20 protein-coding genes are annotated in these 17,061 nt (G+C 56.9%); 12 read left to right on the top strand and 8 right to left on the bottom strand.

Features of this window, described 5'->3' with window-relative positions:
• On the top strand, positions 1 to 99 hold a 99-nt coding region (locus ADN00_RS03305; RefSeq protein ID WP_152966222.1), incomplete at its 5' end, for an IS3 family transposase.
• Between the two features lie 190 nt (positions 100 to 289).
• Here ADN00_RS03305 and ADN00_RS03300 read toward each other — a convergent pair.
• Positions 290 to 1,342, bottom strand: coding sequence for a prohibitin family protein (locus ADN00_RS03300; RefSeq protein ID WP_075061526.1), 1,053 nt, complete (start codon positions 1,340 to 1,342; stop codon positions 290 to 292).
• A gap of 130 nt (positions 1,343 to 1,472) precedes the next feature.
• Complete coding sequence (gene dtd, locus ADN00_RS03295) at positions 1,473 to 1,910, bottom strand: D-aminoacyl-tRNA deacylase (protein ID WP_075061525.1); 438 nt, start codon at positions 1,908 to 1,910, stop codon at positions 1,473 to 1,475.
• 199 nt (positions 1,911 to 2,109) lie between these two features.
• On the opposite strand from dtd, the gene ADN00_RS03290 reads away from it, so the two are divergent.
• The 8 genes from ADN00_RS03290 to ADN00_RS03255 all read left to right on the top strand — a co-directional run bounded on the left by ADN00_RS03290 (position 2,110) and on the right by ADN00_RS03255 (position 8,683).
• On the top strand, positions 2,110 to 2,760 hold the full coding sequence (locus ADN00_RS03290) for an L-fuculose-phosphate aldolase (protein WP_075061524.1): 651 nt from the start codon (positions 2,110 to 2,112) through the stop codon (positions 2,758 to 2,760).
• An 89-nt stretch (positions 2,761 to 2,849) separates the two neighbouring features.
• Positions 2,850 to 4,280: a TrkH family potassium uptake protein gene (locus ADN00_RS03285; protein WP_075061523.1), complete on the top strand. Its 1,431-nt coding sequence runs from the start codon at positions 2,850 to 2,852 to the stop codon at positions 4,278 to 4,280.
• A gap of 12 nt (positions 4,281 to 4,292) precedes the next feature.
• Complete coding sequence (locus ADN00_RS03280; protein ID WP_075061522.1) at positions 4,293 to 5,018, top strand: potassium channel family protein; 726 nt, start codon at positions 4,293 to 4,295, stop codon at positions 5,016 to 5,018.
• 4 nt (positions 5,019 to 5,022) lie between these two features.
• A complete protein-coding gene (locus tag ADN00_RS03275) occupies positions 5,023 to 5,478 on the top strand; it encodes a nitroreductase family deazaflavin-dependent oxidoreductase (protein WP_075061521.1) in 456 nt (151 codons plus the stop codon).
• A 167-nt stretch (positions 5,479 to 5,645) separates the two neighbouring features.
• Positions 5,646 to 6,263 (top strand): GNAT family N-acetyltransferase, encoded by a 618-nt coding sequence (locus ADN00_RS03270; RefSeq protein ID WP_082389847.1) that lies wholly within the window; start codon positions 5,646 to 5,648, stop codon positions 6,261 to 6,263.
• A gap of 535 nt (positions 6,264 to 6,798) precedes the next feature.
• Complete coding sequence (ppk2, locus tag ADN00_RS03265) at positions 6,799 to 7,569, top strand: polyphosphate kinase 2 (RefSeq protein ID WP_075061519.1); 771 nt, start codon at positions 6,799 to 6,801, stop codon at positions 7,567 to 7,569.
• A 138-nt stretch (positions 7,570 to 7,707) separates the two neighbouring features.
• Complete coding sequence (locus ADN00_RS03260) at positions 7,708 to 8,403, top strand: sensor domain-containing protein (protein ID WP_075061518.1); 696 nt, start codon at positions 7,708 to 7,710, stop codon at positions 8,401 to 8,403.
• Positions 8,404 to 8,437: 34 nt separating this feature from the next.
• Positions 8,438 to 8,683, top strand: coding sequence for a PspC domain-containing protein (locus tag ADN00_RS03255; RefSeq protein WP_075061531.1), 246 nt, complete (start codon positions 8,438 to 8,440; stop codon positions 8,681 to 8,683).
• 69 nt (positions 8,684 to 8,752) lie between these two features.
• Here the strand turns inward: ADN00_RS03255 and trpS are convergent, their stop codons facing one another.
• Entirely contained in the window at positions 8,753 to 9,742 is a 990-nt protein-coding gene (gene trpS / locus ADN00_RS03250) for a tryptophan--tRNA ligase (protein WP_075061530.1), read from the bottom strand.
• 159 nt (positions 9,743 to 9,901) lie between these two features.
• Here trpS and ADN00_RS03245 point away from each other — a divergent pair, with 159 nt between their 5' ends.
• Entirely contained in the window at positions 9,902 to 10,522 is a 621-nt protein-coding gene (locus ADN00_RS03245; protein WP_075061529.1) for a sugar transferase, read from the top strand.
• Between the two features lie 61 nt (positions 10,523 to 10,583).
• On the opposite strand, the gene ADN00_RS03240 is transcribed toward ADN00_RS03245, so the two are convergent.
• The 5 genes from ADN00_RS03240 to ADN00_RS03220 form a co-directional block, all read right to left on the bottom strand.
• A complete protein-coding gene (locus tag ADN00_RS03240; RefSeq protein ID WP_075061517.1) occupies positions 10,584 to 11,597 on the bottom strand; it encodes a hypothetical protein in 1,014 nt (337 codons plus the stop codon).
• 141 nt (positions 11,598 to 11,738) lie between these two features.
• A complete protein-coding gene (locus ADN00_RS03235) occupies positions 11,739 to 13,304 on the bottom strand; it encodes a YhfC family glutamic-type intramembrane protease (protein ID WP_075061516.1) in 1,566 nt (521 codons plus the stop codon).
• On the bottom strand, positions 13,304 to 14,254 hold the full coding sequence (locus ADN00_RS03230; protein ID WP_075061515.1) for an ABC transporter ATP-binding protein: 951 nt from the start codon (positions 14,252 to 14,254) through the stop codon (positions 13,304 to 13,306). The genes ADN00_RS03235 and ADN00_RS03230 overlap by 1 nt, the downstream gene beginning before the upstream one ends.
• Before the next feature lie 59 nt (positions 14,255 to 14,313).
• Positions 14,314 to 14,520, bottom strand: a complete 207-nt coding sequence (locus tag ADN00_RS03225) for a PLD nuclease N-terminal domain-containing protein (RefSeq protein ID WP_075061514.1) — start codon at positions 14,518 to 14,520, stop codon at positions 14,314 to 14,316.
• A complete protein-coding gene (locus tag ADN00_RS03220) occupies positions 14,520 to 15,080 on the bottom strand; it encodes a helix-turn-helix domain-containing protein (RefSeq protein WP_075061513.1) in 561 nt (186 codons plus the stop codon). Before ADN00_RS03220 ends, ADN00_RS03225 begins: the two co-directional genes overlap by 1 nt.
• A gap of 285 nt (positions 15,081 to 15,365) precedes the next feature.
• On the opposite strand from ADN00_RS03220, the gene ADN00_RS03215 reads away from it, so the two are divergent.
• Complete coding sequence (locus tag ADN00_RS03215) at positions 15,366 to 15,836, top strand: HAD family hydrolase (RefSeq protein WP_075061512.1); 471 nt, start codon at positions 15,366 to 15,368, stop codon at positions 15,834 to 15,836.
• A complete protein-coding gene (locus ADN00_RS03210) occupies positions 15,833 to 17,026 on the top strand; it encodes a DUF389 domain-containing protein (RefSeq protein WP_075061511.1) in 1,194 nt (397 codons plus the stop codon). The genes ADN00_RS03215 and ADN00_RS03210 overlap by 4 nt, the downstream gene beginning before the upstream one ends.
• The last annotated feature ends 35 nt before the right edge of the window (positions 17,027 to 17,061 follow it).

Raw genomic sequence — 17,061 nt, 5'->3', positions numbered from 1 at the left:
ATCTTCGAATACATCGAGGTTTGGTACAATCGCCAAAGGCTACATTCATCTTTGGGCTATCTCAGCCCTATCGAGTTCGAACTTCTTTCTGGACATTAACCGTGTCCACTTTTTAAGGGATATTCCAACCGGCAAACCAGGCGAAAGGGTTCTCTTCCACCCTTCCCTGCTTTGCGGGGAAGGGTCGCGGCGCAGCAGCGGGGATGGGGTTCCAGCATTTTGGGGATGGTTCGGGGTGGGGTAAAAAAAGCCTCCCTCGGTTCTGAGGGAGGCTGACTTCAATTTTCGCTTACTCTGCCGGCGCCGGGGTGGGCGACGCCGCCGGTTCCTGCGGGCCCATGGTGGGCAGCGGGAACACGAACGGAGAATTACTCGGCAGCAACATCACTTCTACATTGGGTGTGATCTGGTTGATATACTGGTAGGTCAGCAGATCGGGGTTATCTGCCAGCGCCGCGGCAATCAGCTCCAGCGCCTCGGCTTCGGCCTTGGCTTGAATAATGCGCGCTTCCGCGTCACCCTGCGCCGCGATCACCGATGCGTCAGCTTTACCCTGCGCCACCTGGCGCGCCTGCTCGGCCTCTTGCTTCCGCTGCTCAACCACAAACTTGGCCTGCTGCGCCTGCTGCTCGGCGATCTGCTTCTGCTCCACCGAAGCCGCGTACTCATCCGAGAAGCTGATATTGCGCAGCACAAAATCCACCAGCGTCAGCCCATTATCATCCAGGCTCTTGGCCATCTCGTCGCTAATCATCTGCGTCAGCGCGGCGCGCTGGCGGCTGTACACATCTTCCACGCCGAACTGCGAAACCGCGTCGCGGATCACTCCGCGCGAGACCGCCCGCACCAAGTCGGTGGAATAGCGGTCCTGCCAGTTGATGTGCACCTCAATCACCTTCTCGGGGTTGATCTGGTAAATCACCGAAGCGTCAACCAGCACCTTTTGGCCGTCAGCCGTGCGCGCCTCAATCGAATCATCACCGAAAATTTGCCCTTCTGAAGGCGCAATGGACATGGTGTACGTCTGGCGCGAGATGGGGTATTTCACCACCGACTCGGCAAACGGAATGATCCAGCGCAGACCGGGGGTCAGCGCCTGTTCGCGGTAGCCCTTGGGTGCCACCGCCGAAATCACCACCCCACGTTCCTGCGGGTTCACGAATACAATTCCCGAGCTGAGTGTGGTGAGCACAATCGCGGCCACCGCCACTACAATCAGAATGGTGCGCCCGTTTTTCACTGCCTTACCACGCGAGGCCTGCACCACCACAAAAATCACCGACAGGAAAAACGCCAGCCATGCCAGCAATGAGACACCCTGAAACAAACTGGCAACGTTCATTTTTTCTTCTCCTTAAGCAAAACGGTTAAACAAAATAAGAAAATCGACTTTCATCATTGTATACGAAAATTTGTTCAGACGGGTTGTATACAATCTGGAGGTTATACGCAACCTTTAGGTCGCAAGCCTTCTACATCTCCAGCCAGATGGTGACCGGGCCGTCATTTTCAATCTTTACCAGCATGTCGGCTCCAAACTCACCTGTTTGGGTGGGCACGCCCTGCTCGCGCAGCAGCGCGGCGAATTGGTCCACCAGCGGAGAGGCCAGATCCGGCGGGGCCGCCTTCACAAACGAAGGCCGGTGTCCCTTGCGTGTGTCGGCATACAGGGTGAACTGCGAAACCACAATCACCTCGCCTTGCACATCCAGCACCGAAAGGTTCATCTTTCCTTGCTCGTCGCTGAAAATGCGCATCATCGCGATCTTGCGCGCCAGCGCGCTGGCATTTTCCGGGCCGTCTTCCGGCCCCACGCCCAGCAGAATGACCAGCCCTTGCCCAATACTGGCCCTCACCGCTCCATCGATGGTTACGCTACCCTGTTTTACCCGCTGTACAACTGCGCGCATGGCTGTCCTCCTGTGTGGAACTGGAATATTCGTGTATGATTATACTCAATCTGAGTCCTAACACGTTTATCCGCCCCCTCCAATCTTCCATTTTCACTTTATAATAAGCAGCAGATAGCCACACGCTGCCCCTGCAAGAAAGACCTGCTCTTGCAGGCAGTGTTGATCTAATATTTTTTATTAATGGAGAACCTTGAATATGCGACTGCAAAACGAACGCGAACAACTGGTAGCCTACGGTAAAAGACTGATTACCTCGCACCTCACCACCGGCTCAGGCGGCAATCTGTCCATTCTCAACCGCGAAGAAGGCCTGGTTGCCATCACCCCCAGCGGCATGGATTACTTCACCACCCAGCCCGAAGACATCGTCGTCCTCGACCTGGATGGCAATATCGTTGAAGGGAAACGCAAACCCTCCAGCGAGTGGCGCTTCCACCTCGATTTATTACAACACCGCGATAACATCAACGCTGTGGTGCACACCCATCAGGTCTACGCCACCACCTTTGCCTGCCTCAACTGGGAAATCCCCGCCGTGCATTACCTGGTGGGCTTCTCTGGCGACAAAGTGCCCGTAGCCCCCTACGCCACCTACGGCACCCAGGAACTTTCCGATAACATTCTCAAAACCATTGGCGACTATAACGTCGTCCTGCTCGCCAACCACGGCCTCATCGCCGTTGGGCACAGCATGGAGCGCGCCTTCGCCGCCGCCGAAGAAATTGAGTTGGTCGCCCAGCTTTATTACCAGACCAAATGCATTGGCCAGCCCGTTATCCTCAACAATGAACAAATGGGAGAGGTACTGATGAGCTTCCAGGGCTACGGCCAGGGCAGAAGAAAATAATAATTTTGATCCGCTGACCAAATCCGCAGGGTGCGGAAAGCGTTCTGCCGCCCTGCGGGCAACTTCTCGCCAAACGGAGAACAGCCTCCTTGATCCGCCAGCTTCCCGCGCCGCACCCCATCCTGCGCCTGGTCGCCGATTTTTTACTGATCTTTGGCGTGCTGCTGCTCATTCCCTTGGGCATTGCCCTCTTCACAGGCGAACAACAGCAGGCGCTCACCTTCGGTGTGATGGCGGCCGTCTTCCTGGTGAGCATGTTCTGGCTGCGCCAATCCCTGCCCTCGCCGGTGATCAAAGAGCGCCACGCCGCCATCGCGCTGGCCGCCGGCTGGATCCTCTATTCCCTTTTCTCTGCCGTTCCCTTCATCGTCTTCGGCCTGCAGCCGGTAGACGCTTTTTTTGAGGCGTTCTCCGGCTGGTCGGATACCGGCCTCACCATGATCCCCGACCCCGGCATTCTGCCCTATTCATTGGGATTCTTCCGCGTGCTCACCCAGTGGGTCAGCGGCCTGGGCATTGTTATGTTCATGCTCTTCCTGCGCGGCGACTCGGCCCGCGCGGCGCGCGGTTTGTTTGAGGCCGAAGGCCGCTTTGAAGATTTCACCTTCAACCTGTGGCATATTGGTCGTACGGTTACGCTCATTTATCTGGCGTACACGCTGGTTGGCTTTCTGGGCCTGTGGGCAACGGGCGTGCCTGCCTTTCACGCTCTCACGCACGCCATCACCTCGTTATCCACCGGTGGCTTTTCTTCCAACAGCGTGGGCGTGGGTCTGTATGGCGCCGCGCCTTCGCTGGTCGCCATGACCATCATGTTGGTCGGCGGCATCAGCTTCAGCTCGCATCAGGCGCTGATGGTTGGCAAATGGCGCAAAATGTGGAACAACCCCGAAGTACGCGCCTTGCTGGTCATTATCCCGCTCTTCGCGGGGCTGCTGCTGCTGGAATTGCACATTACCGGCAGCAATCCTGGCGAGCAAATTCTCAATGGTTTCTTCTATGTAGTCAGCGCCGTTACCACTTGCGGAGCCGGAACCACCCTGCAATTGTCGCATCTTCCCGACCGGGTGATCTTTACACTGATCTTTCTGATGATGACCGGCGCGGCTTATGGTTCCACCACAGGTGGCATAAAATTGTGGCGTGTATTAATCATTTTCAAGCTCATCCAGCGTGAGATCCGCCGCCCCTTCTACCCCCCTGGAACTCTGCTGCCCATCCGTATGGGGAACAACATAGTCTCCGACCAGACCGCCATTCAGATCATGGCGTTTGTGCTGCTCTACCTGGGAATCGGTATGGTGGGCGCGCTGTTCTTCATGCTGTTTGGTTACCGCGCCCTCGACGCGCTCTTCACCGTTTTCTCGGCTCAGGGTAACGTGGGACTCAACGCCATGCCCAACGCGCTCTATTATGGCATGCACCCGATTCTCAAAATTCAGCTCATGTTGCACATGTTTATCGGCCGCGTCGAAATCTTTCCGCTCATCTATCTGCTGCGCAGCTTCCGCAGCCAGTAAGGGAGGTTTTCCTTGGAAAAGAAACTGAATGTGGTTGTTATCGGAGATAGCACGTTCTCATGGTCGATGGTCAACGCTTTGCGTAAAAAAATCTCCGGGCATCTCTATTTTTTGCTGCCCGAGCGCGACCAGGCAGTAGAAGCCAGCCTGCTCGAAAACGTGGTTGCCATCAGCGGCAACCCGTCTGACCCCGAAGTGCTCGACCAGCTCGATCTGGAAAACTGTCACACCTTCATCGCCGGTTCGCGGGAAGACGATACCAACGTGCTCTGCGCCCTCTACGCGCGCAATAAAGGTGCCAAAAACATCTATGCGCGTGTATTTGAAACCCGCTTCGCCGCCCTGTTCGAATCCGTTGGCATCGTCCCCATCCAAACATCAGAGACGGCTGCCGCCTTCCTTTCCATCCGCATCCTCAAGCCGGATGTTGCCGATCTGGTAGACCTTGCTGAGGGCCAGTTTGACCTGGATGAAATCGACGTGGCGCGCGTGCCCGAACTGGTCGGCTGCCGCCTGGGAAACCTGCAGTCCGACTTCCTCAACACCATCGCCATCGCCAAAGAAGGAAAAACCCATCTGGGGTATAAAACCCTGGTGGAAGAAGGCTCAAAAGTGCTAGTCATTTACGAACGATCCCTGGGTAAAGAAGTTCTCAAAGAGCTGCGCCGCGTGGCGCGCGTGGCAAAAGAACATGCCAACCGGTTAGACCGAGACAATTGGCCCATGCTGGATGAATAGAAAGATGCTGAGCACGCGCTCTCGCCTCAATTATTTATTTCGCCGTCTCATCCATTACCCGCCCCGCCTGGCCTACGCCCTGGGTCTGGGCCCGCTCATTGGCAGGCTGGTGCTGCTGCTCACCACTACCGGCCGCAAAAGCGGCAAAGCGCGCGTTACCCCGCTGCAGTACGAGCAAATCGACGTTGTGTATTATGTCGCCGCCGCCTTCGGCCCCAAAACCGACTGGGTGCGCAACCTGCAAGCCGACCCGCGCGCCCAGGTGCGCGTTCTTCGGCGCCAGTTCTGCGCCCGCGCCGAGCTGATGGTCGATCCTGAACGCATTGCCCAGTACCTGGAATACCGCCTGCAGCGCCGCCCGCGCCTGATGCGCGCCCTGCTGCCTCCCAAGCCCACCCACCAGCAGATCCTCCAGTTCGCGCAGAATCTCGTTCTGGTCGCTCTTTACCCGCCCTCCTAATCTGCTGATCGCGCCGCCCTGGCCATTTGGCCTGTTTTCTATTTTCCCCCTTGCATGTTGTCAGACAATCGATTAAAATCCCCCTCCCGCTCAATCGAATCTCGATTTTGCGGATTTTCATTGTCAAAAAAGGTTTTGAAGGTTCACAAAGAAATATGAATACCCAAATGTTATATGAAATTATCGGCTATGCCGCGTCCACGCTGGTAGCCATCTCGCTCACCATGAGCTCCATCCTCAAACTGCGCGTCATCAACCTGATCGGCGCGTCCATTTTCACGGTCTACGGCCTGCTGATTGGCGCGTACCCGGTGGCCGGGCTCAACTTCTTCATTGTGCTGATCGACCTGTATTTCCTCTACGAAATGCGCGCTGCCAAAGAGTATTTCAAACTGCTGGACGTGCGCCCGCAGAATAATTACTTCAAAGAATTCCTCAGCCATTACCAGCCCGAACTGCAAAAATACTTCCCCGGTTTCGAATTCAAACCCGAAGACCAGCAGATCATCTTCTTTGTGCTGCGCAACATGGTGCCGGCCGGCCTGTTCATCGGCCGCGTTGCCGGTGAAGATACCCTGGAAGTGGAGCTGGATTTTGTCATCCCTGGCTATCGCGACTTCAAAATTGGCCGCTATCTCTACGAGAAAAATGCCGCCTTCTTCCTCTCCAAAGGCATTCGCCGCATTTCCACCCGCGCCGCCACAGAGAAGCACTCCCGCTATCTCAAACGCATGGGCTTCCTCGCCGGGCGCGACAATCAATTCCTTCTTACGTTGGCTAGCTGAGTTCCCCTCCAGTTCATCAGCTACATGGCTTCCCCGGCTTGCCCGGGGGAGTTTTATTTAACTGGCCCAGCCGGGGGCGGGTGTGGTGCGGGCGGCTCATCTCGGCTGCATAACAATCCCATGCTATTGGCCATAAGGCGCAGGACTAAATAGCGGCTTACCCTCAGGGATGGGGTCAATTGTGCGGATGGCTCATCACAGCCACACAGCCAATCCATGCTATTGGCCATAAGGCGCATGGTCAGTTAGCGTCTTACCCCTCCCCAAATGATTTTGGGGAGGGGTAGGGGGTGGGGTTAATTACGCAGACGGCCCTGCCACTTAAAAATTTACCAACGCCGCCACTCGAAATATGCTACACTCATAAAAGGCTGATACTGCTTTCTTCGCGGACCGCCGGAAACGGGAATCGACTGATTTTTCTGATCATCGCGCCTGGCGATATTTAAGGAGGGAGTCTATGTCCAAAAAGAAGAAATAGGAAAAGAAAAACAACCTAGCCGAAGCGCAAACCGTTCAGGAGAAAAAGCCCAAACTGTCCAACAAAGAATACCTTGAAGAGCTGGGCAAGCTGCAGTTGGAGCTGGTCAAGCTGCAGGAATGGATTAAAGCCAGGGGACTAAAAGTGGTGGTCATCTTTGAAGGCCGCGACGCGGCCGGCAAGGGCGGCACCATCAAGCGCATCACCGAATCTCTCAATCCCCGCGTCGTCAAGGTTGTGGCCCTGGGTGTGCCCACCGAGCGCGAGAAAACCCAATGGTACTTTCAACGCTACGTCCCCTACCTGCCCGCCGCCGGTGAGATGGTGCTCTTCGACCGCTCCTGGTACAACCGCGCCGGCGTGGAACGCGTGATGGGCTTCGCCACCGCCGAGCAGGTGCAGGAATTTTTCCGCTCTTGCCCGGAATTTGAGCGCATGCTGCTCCGCTCAGGCATCATCCTTATCAAGTACTGGTTCTCGGTCAGCGACGAAGAACAGGAGCGCCGCTTCCAGGCCCGCATTGACGACCCCACCAAACGCTGGAAGCTCAGCCCCATGGACCTGAAATCACGCGAGTTCTGGGTCGAATATTCCAAAGCCAAAGACGAAATGTTCACCTACACCGACATCAAGCAGGCCCCCTGGTGGGTGGTCAACGCCGATGATAAAAAACGCGCCCGCCTCAACTGCATCCACCACCTGCTCACCCAAATCCCCTACGAAGACCTCACGCCGCCCAAACTTGAGCTACCCCCACGCCAGGAAGACTCTGGCTATGTGCGCCCGCCCATCACCGACCAGACCTTTGTTCCCGAAGTTTATTAGTCCGCCACAACCGCTTACTGCCCGAAAACCCTGAGCTGTTTCAGGGTTTTCTTTTTTAATTTTCCCATTTTGCAACCTTTTGCGCCTGCCTGCGTAAACCCTAATAGAAAGCAACACTAAAAAATAACCGAGGTCCGTATGAAAAATCAATCCATCTTCGCCAGAATTTTTGGCGTTTACATCCAACCCCGCACCTATGGCGGCATTCTGTTCCAATTACTGGCGCTGCCTCTGGGGATCGTATATTTCACCTTACTGGTAACCGGCTTCGCGCTGGGCATTCCGTTGATCATCGTATGGGTGGGCATCCCCATCCTGTTGCTGGTCATGGGCATAGCCTGGGGCTTCACCGCCTTCGAGCGCATCAGCGCCATCGGCTTGCTGGGCGTCAAAGTGCCGCCCATGTCGCGCCCGGCCATCCCTGGCGCCAGCATCTGGAAGCGCTTTATCAACTACCTGGGCAACCCGGTTACCTGGAAGGGCCTCATCTACCTGCTCATCAAACTGCCCATCGGCATTGGCACCTTCACCGCCGTGGTTACCCTGCTCAGCGTACCGCTGGCCATGATCTTCTCGCCGATGGTGCTGTTCATCCCGAATGTGCATATTGATCTTACCTTCTGGCGAATTGACACACTGCCTGAAGTAATCGCTATGATGACCATGGGCTTCGTGCTGCTCACCCTGTCCCTGCACATTCTGAACTTCTTCTCGTACCTGCTCGGTGAGCTGGCGCGCGTCATGCTCGGCAACGCTGGCGCAGCCGCCCCGGCGGCTCCGGCCATCAGCCAGCCTGCTTCGATGCCCATCGAGACCCAAGAACAAACCGTATAACAACACAAACAAATCTGTTTAGGAGAATATGAAAATGGAAAAGAAACGACTTTATCGCAGCCAAAAAGAACGCATGATCGCCGGTGTGTGCGGCGGCCTGGCCGACTACTTTGATATCGACCCCACCCTGGTGCGCCTGCTCTTCGTGCTGCTGTTCTTCCTGGGCGGCAACGGCGTGCTCATTTATCTGATCATGCTGATCCTCGTCCCCAGCGAAACGCTGCCCGCCAGCCAGGCCGTCGTCGACGCCCCCGCCGCGGACCAGCCCAACCAGCAATAATCTGCGCCAAACACAACCAAAAAACCGCCCCGGATTTCGGGGCGGTTTTGCTTTTCTTTTTGTAATCGTCTACGGCAGGCCAATCGCCTGGCGCACATCGGTCATCGTCTCTTCGGCGATCACCCGGGCGCGTTTCGCCCCATCCATCAGCACATCCCACACCGCGTCGGTGTCTTTTTCCAGCTCGGCGCGCCGCGCGCGGAAAGGCGCCAGCGAGGCGTTCAGATTCTTGGCCAGCATCTTCTTGCAGTCCACGCAGCCAATCCCGGCCTTGCGGCATTCGGTGTTGACCATTTCCACTTCCTCCGGCGTGGAGAAAATCTTGTGGAAAGAGAATACATTGCACACATCCGGGTTGCCGGGGTCGCTGCGCCGCTGGCGCTGCGGATCGGTTACCATTTGCATCACGCGCTTCTGGGTTTCCTCGGCGGTGGCGGCAATCTCAATGTGATTATCCAGGCTCTTGCTCATCTTCTGCACCCCGTCGATGCCAATCACCTTGGGAACCTGGGTGATTTTCATCTGCGGCTCCACCAGCACGTCGCAGTTGTAGCGGAAGTTGAACGAGCGCACCGTCTCGCGCGCGAACTCAATATGCGGAGCCTGGTCTACCCCCACCGGAACCGCGCTGGCGCGGTAGAGCAAAATATCGGCAGACATCAGCACCGGGTAACCCACCAGACCGTAATTGACATTATTGGGGTGCAGGCGAATTTTCTCTTTGAATGTTGGCAAATCGGTCAGCTTGCCCAGCGGCGTTACCATCGAGAGGTAGGTGTGCAGCTCCATCACCTCGGGCACATGCGACTGGATGAACACAATCGATTCCTCCGGCCGGATGCCCGCCGCCAGCCAATCCAGCGCCATTTCAATCGTGTTCTGGCGCAGGTTTTGCGTCGTTTCCACCGTGGTAAGCGCGTGCACATCCACAATGCAGTACACGCAGTTGTATTCATCCTGCAGCGCCACATAATTCTTAATAGCGCCCAGATAGTTGCCTAAATGCTGGCGTCCGGTAGGGCGAGCGCCCGAGAAAACGCGACCTTTCTTGTTGCTCATCATCCGCCTTTCCAAAACCATCGAATTTTTCCGCCGCGCCGGCAAAAACGATTTTTACCGGCAAAACATCATCTCCGCGGACAATATTGTCCGTTGCGGCCATATACTATCGCTCTGGTAGATTATAACAACTTCTGGCTTTTTTGGTACAATGCCAGCATGCGTGCAATCTCCCCCGCCAAACGCGCCTTCGACCTGCTGGTTTCCAGCCTGGCCCTGCTGCTGCTTTCGCCGCTGATGCTGGTCGTCGCCCTGCTAATCCTCATGGTTGATGGGCGGCCGGTGTTCTTTCGCCAGCCGCGCCCCGGCTACAAAGGCCGCATTTTCACCCTCTACAAATTCCGCACCATGCGCCACGCGTTCGACCGCCGCGGTCAGCCGCTGCCCGACGCTCAACGCGTCTCCCGGCTGGGGAAAATCCTGCGCCTCACCAGTATCGACGAGCTGCCCGAACTGTTCAACATCCTGCGCGGAGAAATGAGCCTGGTCGGCCCGCGCCCGCTGCTGGTGGAATACCTGGAACGCTACAGCGCCGAGCAAATGCGCCGCCACGACGTCCTGCCCGGCCTCACCGGCTGGGCGCAGATCAACGGGCGCAACGCCATCTCCTGGCAAGAGAAATTCCGTCTCGATGTGTGGTACGTCGATCACTGGTCCTTCTGGCTGGACCTGAAAATCATCTTCCTGACCTTCTGGAAAGTCATCCGGCGCGAAGGCATCAGCCAGCCCGGCCAGGCCACCACCGAATATTTCACCGGCAACCCGCCTGAAGAATCTTAATATCAGAGAACAAGATCAAAACAGCCCCCGCGTCCGCGGGGGCTGTACTTTATCTATCGGTCTATTCCATGGGCGGGTTAAACGGGTAAATTCTGCCTGCCGCCATTTCAGCAATCATCTTCTGCACCTGCTCCAACCGCCCGGCGCTGAGCAAATCCGCGTTTACATCCGCGATCTCCACACTCGCCTCAACCGTCTGTCCGCCCTGCCCGGCGATCACCCCCGGCCACAACGCGCGCAGCGGGGTAACCAGGTCCTCGCGCACCGTCGCCGCCCAGCGCGAGCGGAATTCATCCGGCGGCGTCTGCCCGCCGTAGAGCGTGTACCCCATCGCCGTGAGATAGCTCAACAACTCGCTGCTGGCCGCCTCAGGCGACACATACATCACATACAAATAATTCTGCTGCAGCGTATCCACCGCCTGCTGCCACTGCCCCGCCGCTGTGCCGGCCGGAGCCTGGCTCACCACCGGAAAGCGCACAATCGGTGAATAGGTGGAATTGCACAACCCGCAGAAAAAGCGCCCGCCGTTCACAAAGGTCTCGGCTGCCGTCCCTTCCGCGGGCAGCAGCGCCCCCATGCGGAAATCAAACGCCAGCACCACCCCCAGATACCCCGCCGTAAACGACGTGTACTCTGGCCGCAGGCGGATCACACTCACGTTGGCGCCGGCGGGCAGGTCCGCGCCGCTGGCCGCCACAAACTGGGTCTGCGGGGCCGCCGCGGCCAGCTCAGCCAGGTTGCCCGGCGCCGATGGGAAAACCACCACCTTCCACTCCGCGCTCAAGTCACCCGCCTGCACGCTCTCCCGCGTCTCCACTGTCAAACCCGCCTCAGCAGCCAGTTCCCCCAACGCCGCTTCCATCGCCGGGTACGCCCCGCTGGCCGAGACCAGCACCACCGTCTTGGCCTCCACCGACGCGGGGGTGGGCGCTTCGGCGGTGGGTGATTCCACTGCCGGCGGCGCGGACGTCTCAACCGGCTCGGCCGGCGTATTTTCCACCGGCCGGGCGCAGCCGGCCAGCAGAGCCACAGCCAATACCATCAACCACAATCGCGAGGTTTTCTTCATCATAAGGTTATTGAACGCTCCAGGCAAAAAGCTTTTTCAATGCTATCATAAAAACAGGCAACCTGGCAAACCCCAATCCTTCTTCACCCGAATCAAAAACAGGCAGCCCTATTCAGACTGCCTGCTTCATACCTTTAATCCTGATTACAGCTCCTGTTGTTCAAAAACAGCCACAGAGCCAATCACCAGCATGATGACCAACACCAGGCTCATCGCCACAGCGCCGCCATTGGCAGGCACCGTTTCATTGGACAACGTGCCCAATTGGTTGGCCCAGGCCATCACACCCGAAGGCATCAACCCGCCCCAACCGGGAATATTGCCCAGCAGCAAGATCAGCATGGACGCCCCCAGGCCAATCCCGGCCGCCGCCCCATTCGATTTGGCAATGACACTACCCAGCAAGGTTACCGTCGCGAACACAGACAACCAGATCAACATCAGCACATTGATCAACGCGAAGGTGCCCACATCGACCGGCTTAAACAGCACCGCGGTGTAATACCACGCGCCCAACGTCGAGATGATGAACCCACATGCCAGCATTAATACCTGAGCGGCAAATTTGCTGCCAATAAACACCCACCGCGGTAAAGGTTTGCTCAAGATCACTGCCGCCACACCGCGCTCTTTTTCACCGACCACCCCACCCATGCTCAGCAAAATAACCGTAATAAACCCAAACTGGCTCAAATTCTTCAGGTACTGTGTCACTGCATCCGTTGCGCTGGGTTCGGGGATCAGGTCCGCGAACATCTTGGCCTCCTCCATGTTCTTGATCATCTCGGGCATGAATTTGGCCAGCAGGGGCGACATCACCCCAAACAGGACGAAGACTGCGATAGTTACCAGGAATCGGCGCGTGCGCCACAACTCAGTTACTTCCTTGCGAAAAGCTATTGCAAACAAAGCCAGCTCGCGCGTAAACTTTGAAGTGCGGCGGGTCTGTTCACTCTTGCGCGGACCCCAAAACTTGAGGGTCAATACCACAGCTGGCAGCGCCATAATCGCCACAGGCAACTCTTTGAGCAGCAAGCTGTCCACATTGTAAGCAAGAAACACTGCTGCCGCGTCCGTCAGCGCGTGGTAGAAAACCGTCAGCACGCCGAACAAAATATTCTTCTGGCGGAAAGCCTGCAGCATCATCAATGACAGCGAAACATGCAGCGAGAGAGCCATCAGGCGTTCTACCAGCGGAAGGAATGAAACCCAGGTGAGCTGACCAAATACTTTAGCCTGCAGCTCCAGCGCTTGCATCTGCTCGGGGCTTTTCACCATCTCCAACATTTTCTCGAAGGGCGTCGAATGAAAACTGGAGAAACCAGCCGCCACCAGCGCGCCGCCAAGGAACATCATCTCGATCCCGCCGTGGCCCAGGCCCAGCATAACGCCATCCGCGCCAGAGCGGCGGCGCTTTAGCAGCGTGTAGCTGCCCGCGCGCGCCAGGGCCTCACTTACGCCCGCGGTCAATCCCATGATCAACGCGGTTTGCCATAATGCCGCGTAATTGACATCCCTGGGCAGCACTTTCAACGCCAGCAGTAAATTGTTCAGCGGAATATGGATCGCCTGCGAAACCCCAAAAGCCAGCGCGCCCACCACAAACACCATCCAGGGGGTTTCATAGCGCCGTCGCAGCCAGGTGGCTGCCAGCACCGGCACGAAAATGGTGACCAAAATAATCACCGAAAATATCAAGATCGTAGCCATCACTCACTCACCTTCAGGAAAATCTCTTCCAGGCTTGAGCGAACCCATTCAAACCGGTTCACCACCAGGTGGCAGGCTGCCACCAGCGGCAGCAGATTCTGCCGGGCGGTTGCCAGATCATCCACCATCACACGCAGCACATTCTGGTCTTCAAGAATCCTAGACACCCATTCTTGCTGCTCCAGTTGTTGTTTCACCGCTGCCAACTGGTCCAAACTGGATGAGTCCAGCTCAATTTCAGCCGCGTTGGAAGCGTAATGTTCCAATAATGCTTCACGGTCAGACACCAGCAGCAGTTCGCCTTTATGGATCACCGCTACCTGATCACAGATGCGCTCCACGTCGCTCAAAATGTGAGTCGACAGAAACACCGTCACCTGGCCGCGCAGGCGTTCAATCATATCCAGCACTTCGTAGCGGCCAGCCGGGTCTAATGCGCTGGTGGGTTCATCCAGAAACAGCACCGGGGGGTTGTGAATCATTGCCTGGGCGATCCCCAGCCGCTGGCGCATGCCCCCCGAGAAACCGGCGATCTTGCGTTTGGCAGCTTCTTTCAAGCCCACCTGTTCCAATATTTCTGCCACCCGCGCTTTGCGCTGTTTTTCAGGAATGTTGTAAATTTGCGCGCAATAATTCAAGAATTCCGACGCGGTCATCCAGGTATAAAACGCTGGTTCTTGCGGCAGGTAACCAAATTGTTCACGTGCGCTGTCATCGCCGTTGGTGGTTTCCACCCCGGCTACCCAGGCGCTGCCCTGGGTGGGGTGCGCCAAACCGGTTAATAATCGAATGGTAGTGGTTTTTCCCGCGCCATTTCGCCCCAAGAAACCAAAAATGCTTCCTTCGGGTACGGTCAAATTCAATTGTTTGAGTGCCGCAACATCCCCGTAATAGCGCGTTAAATTTTCGCAGCGGATGGCGGCCTTTCCATTACTTGTTTGCTTGATCATGGTTCTTCCTGCAATTTCTGTTCACCGAGGCAAACAGCCCCTAGCGTTAAGGGTATGGATTACTCGTCGCGGCGACCTACGATAAAGTACACAATCGGGCCAATCATGTTGACAAACACAATAATGATCACCCACAGCCATTTGGGGCCGTTGGTCTTTTCCCGCTTCAGCAGGTCCACCAGGGCAAAAATCAATAAGCCAAGCTGCACCACAAACACGGGGATCAAAAGGGGTAAATACTGTTGAAGTAGATTGAGTGCGTCCATTATTTTGGTTCCTCCAAACCGTTTTTCAATTGACTAATCGGATGCGATATCAAAGCAAATTTGTGTTTATACCGGCCTTCTCCAGCCGGGTTATTCAATAGGGGGATCAAAGCCTCCTGCAATTTTTTAGAGAACTCATCCAGTTCCTCGCGGGTAACATTCAAGATGAATTCACCGATTCCAACCCGGTCGTTAACCAAATCCGGGGCTTTCCCGCTCTCAAGGTAGTCTGAAAAACCGCTCATCAACGACACGATATACATGGTGAACATCTGCCGGTGATCTTCGGCAGTGGCGTGGGCAATATCCTCCGCGTTGATATGCGGAGCCTGCGCCAGCGCGTATACACGTTCTTCCTTGCCTTTCACCACCCGTGTCTCCACCACCTGGACCATTTCTGCCTCCAGCAAAATCTTGAGATGGCGGTATATCGACGACTTGGGTTGCTGCGGTAGTTCATCCGCGATTTGCTGTGTGGTAAGCGAACCTCTGGTCAGGGTCTGCAAAATTTGCAGCCGTAACGGATGTATCACCACCTCAACTTTGGATAACTTGTCCATAGCAGCGCTCCTTCATTCTCATTATCAATAATGATAATATAACGATGTTCACAAAATCACCCTACCCATATGGACAGTCCGTCAATAGCCGGGGAGATAGTTTCCTGGCCAATCGATTACCAAGAGCAACGCTCACCGTCTTTTAGGCTGTCAAAGATCAGTAGAAGCTTGCTCTTTTGTCCCGAATCTGTATCTTTGCGTTACAATCAACGGTGGAGAAGAAACCGCACAGGGGGAAGAAGACGCCAACGCGCCCGATTTGCGCACCTGTATTATAATTACGCCATGATTAGGCTCAATATTCCCGGACGGGACTCGATTACCTTGCGGCATCTGGTCTGCGACGTCAACGGAACTCTGGCCGTAGATGGCATCTTGCAGCCGGGTGTGGCAGAACGGTTTGCGCGCCTTAAAAATTTGATCACCATTCACCTGCTCACCGCCGACACCCACGGCCGCCAGCACCAAATTGATGAGCAGCTTGGTCTGCGCGCCGTGCGCATCTCACCCGGCAACGAAGCCGGCCAAAAAGCGGAATTTGTGCGCCAGCTTGGCGCGCCGTCCGTCGCCGCCATTGGGCAGGGCGCCAATGACGCCGCCATGCTCAAACTGGCCGCTTTGGGCATTTGCGTGCTCTCCACCGAAGGCCTGGCCGTGGAAACTCTGCTCTCCGCAGATCTATTGATGCCCGACATTGATTCAGCCCTGGAACTGTTTGAACACCCGGCCCGAATCACCGCGAGCTTAAGAAAATGACATTACCAACCAGCGAACCGATCCTCTCCGACGAACCTGAAAACCTGCCCCCCGCGCGGCGCAGGCAGCAGCGGCGCACCATCGTCCCGCCCGATCGCTCTGAGCAGGCGCGCTTTCTCGAAGAGCTGGCGCACCGCGTCATCCCCTCCGCCGATTTCTTCCTCTTTACCCTGGTCTGCGGGTTAATTTCCGCCGTTGCCCTGTTGTTCGACGCCCCGGCCCTGTTTGTGCTGGCCGCTCTCGTCGCGCCCTTCATGGCCCCGGTCAGCGGGCTGTCGTTGGCCACTGTTTTCGGATCGGCGCGCTTCCTGCTCCAGGCCCTCGGAAGCCTGCTGATGGGCGGCCTGCTGGTCACCGCCAGCGGGGCCGCTGCCGGCTGGTTGAGCAGCCTGCTGCCACGCCAGTCGCATCTCCAGGCGCTGGCGCACACCCACTTCACCTGGGCTGATCTTTTCCTGTTGGCCGTGGGCGCGGTTCTCACCACGCTCATGCTGGCCCGCGCTCCCAAACAAAAACCGCTCATTCCCAGCGTGGCGCTGGCCTATGAGCTTTATCTGCCCCTGGCCGCGGCTGGTTTCGGCCTCACCAGCCAGCAAAGCGGCTTCTGGCCCGACGGGTTGATCGTTTTTGCCGTTCACCTGGCCCTGGCCGCCCTGCTCGGCGCGCTCACCCTGGCACTGATCGGCCTCAGACCGCGCACCTTGTTCGGCTACACCGTCGGCAGCACCCTGGTGCTGGCCGGTCTGGCGGCCGTGGTGGTCATCAGCGGATTTGGCACCGCCCTCAGCACGCAGGTAGCCATGCCGCCGCCCACCCCCACCTTAACGCCCACCATCACCCTCACCCCCAGCATTACCCCCACCCCGCTGCCGCCCACCGCAACGCTGACTCCCACCAAAACCCTGGTGCCAAGCCGCACACCCACCCTCACCTTCACCCCCAAACCCACCCCCATCTACGCCCGCATCCAAGCCGTGGGCGGTGATGGCGCCATCATCCGCCAGGAACCCAGCACCACCAGCGCGTATATCCGCGTGGTGAGCAACGGCATGCTGGTGGAGGTTCTGCCCGAAAGCACGGAAGCCGGCGCCACAATCTGGGTGCGCGTGCGAACCACCGGCGAAGACCCGGTGGAAGGCTGGATTTTACGCGAATTATTGGCTACGGCTGCCCCCCAACCGGCTGAGTAGCTGTTTTTGAGAGAGAAAATACGACTGTTTGGAGC

Source organism: Ornatilinea apprima (assembly GCF_001306115.1).
GTDB classification, from domain to species: domain Bacteria; phylum Chloroflexota; class Anaerolineae; order Anaerolineales; family Anaerolineaceae; genus Ornatilinea; species Ornatilinea apprima.
Note: the sequence above shows the minus strand (reverse complement) of the source record. Positions and strands in the feature narration are given on the sequence as shown.

What these genes read in the sequence shown, in the direction of transcription:
- ADN00_RS03300 (WP_075061526.1), bottom strand. Translation starts at nt 1,342, where the DNA reads ATGAACGTTGCCAGTTTGTTTCAGGGTGTCTCATTGCTGGCATGGCTG.
- dtd (WP_075061525.1), bottom strand. Translation starts at nt 1,910, where the DNA reads ATGCGCGCAGTTGTACAGCGGGTAAAACAGGGTAGCGTAACCATCGAT.
- ADN00_RS03290 (WP_075061524.1), top strand. Translation starts at nt 2,110, where the DNA reads ATGCGACTGCAAAACGAACGCGAACAACTGGTAGCCTACGGTAAAAGA.
- ADN00_RS03275 (WP_075061521.1), top strand. Translation starts at nt 5,023, where the DNA reads ATGCTGAGCACGCGCTCTCGCCTCAATTATTTATTTCGCCGTCTCATC.
- ADN00_RS03270 (WP_082389847.1), top strand. Translation starts at nt 5,646, where the DNA reads ATGTTATATGAAATTATCGGCTATGCCGCGTCCACGCTGGTAGCCATC.
- ADN00_RS03260 (WP_075061518.1), top strand. Translation starts at nt 7,708, where the DNA reads ATGAAAAATCAATCCATCTTCGCCAGAATTTTTGGCGTTTACATCCAA.
- ADN00_RS03255 (WP_075061531.1), top strand. Translation starts at nt 8,438, where the DNA reads ATGGAAAAGAAACGACTTTATCGCAGCCAAAAAGAACGCATGATCGCC.
- trpS (WP_075061530.1), bottom strand. Translation starts at nt 9,742, where the DNA reads ATGAGCAACAAGAAAGGTCGCGTTTTCTCGGGCGCTCGCCCTACCGGA.
- ADN00_RS03245 (WP_075061529.1), top strand. Translation starts at nt 9,902, where the DNA reads ATGCGTGCAATCTCCCCCGCCAAACGCGCCTTCGACCTGCTGGTTTCC.
- ADN00_RS03240 (WP_075061517.1), bottom strand. Translation starts at nt 11,597, where the DNA reads ATGATGAAGAAAACCTCGCGATTGTGGTTGATGGTATTGGCTGTGGCT.
- ADN00_RS03235 (WP_075061516.1), bottom strand. Translation starts at nt 13,304, where the DNA reads ATGGCTACGATCTTGATATTTTCGGTGATTATTTTGGTCACCATTTTC.
- ADN00_RS03230 (WP_075061515.1), bottom strand. Translation starts at nt 14,254, where the DNA reads ATGATCAAGCAAACAAGTAATGGAAAGGCCGCCATCCGCTGCGAAAAT.
- ADN00_RS03225 (WP_075061514.1), bottom strand. Translation starts at nt 14,520, where the DNA reads ATGGACGCACTCAATCTACTTCAACAGTATTTACCCCTTTTGATCCCC.
- ADN00_RS03220 (WP_075061513.1), bottom strand. Translation starts at nt 15,080, where the DNA reads ATGGACAAGTTATCCAAAGTTGAGGTGGTGATACATCCGTTACGGCTG.
- ADN00_RS03215 (WP_075061512.1), top strand. Translation starts at nt 15,366, where the DNA reads ATGATTAGGCTCAATATTCCCGGACGGGACTCGATTACCTTGCGGCAT.
- ADN00_RS03210 (WP_075061511.1), top strand. Translation starts at nt 15,833, where the DNA reads ATGACATTACCAACCAGCGAACCGATCCTCTCCGACGAACCTGAAAAC.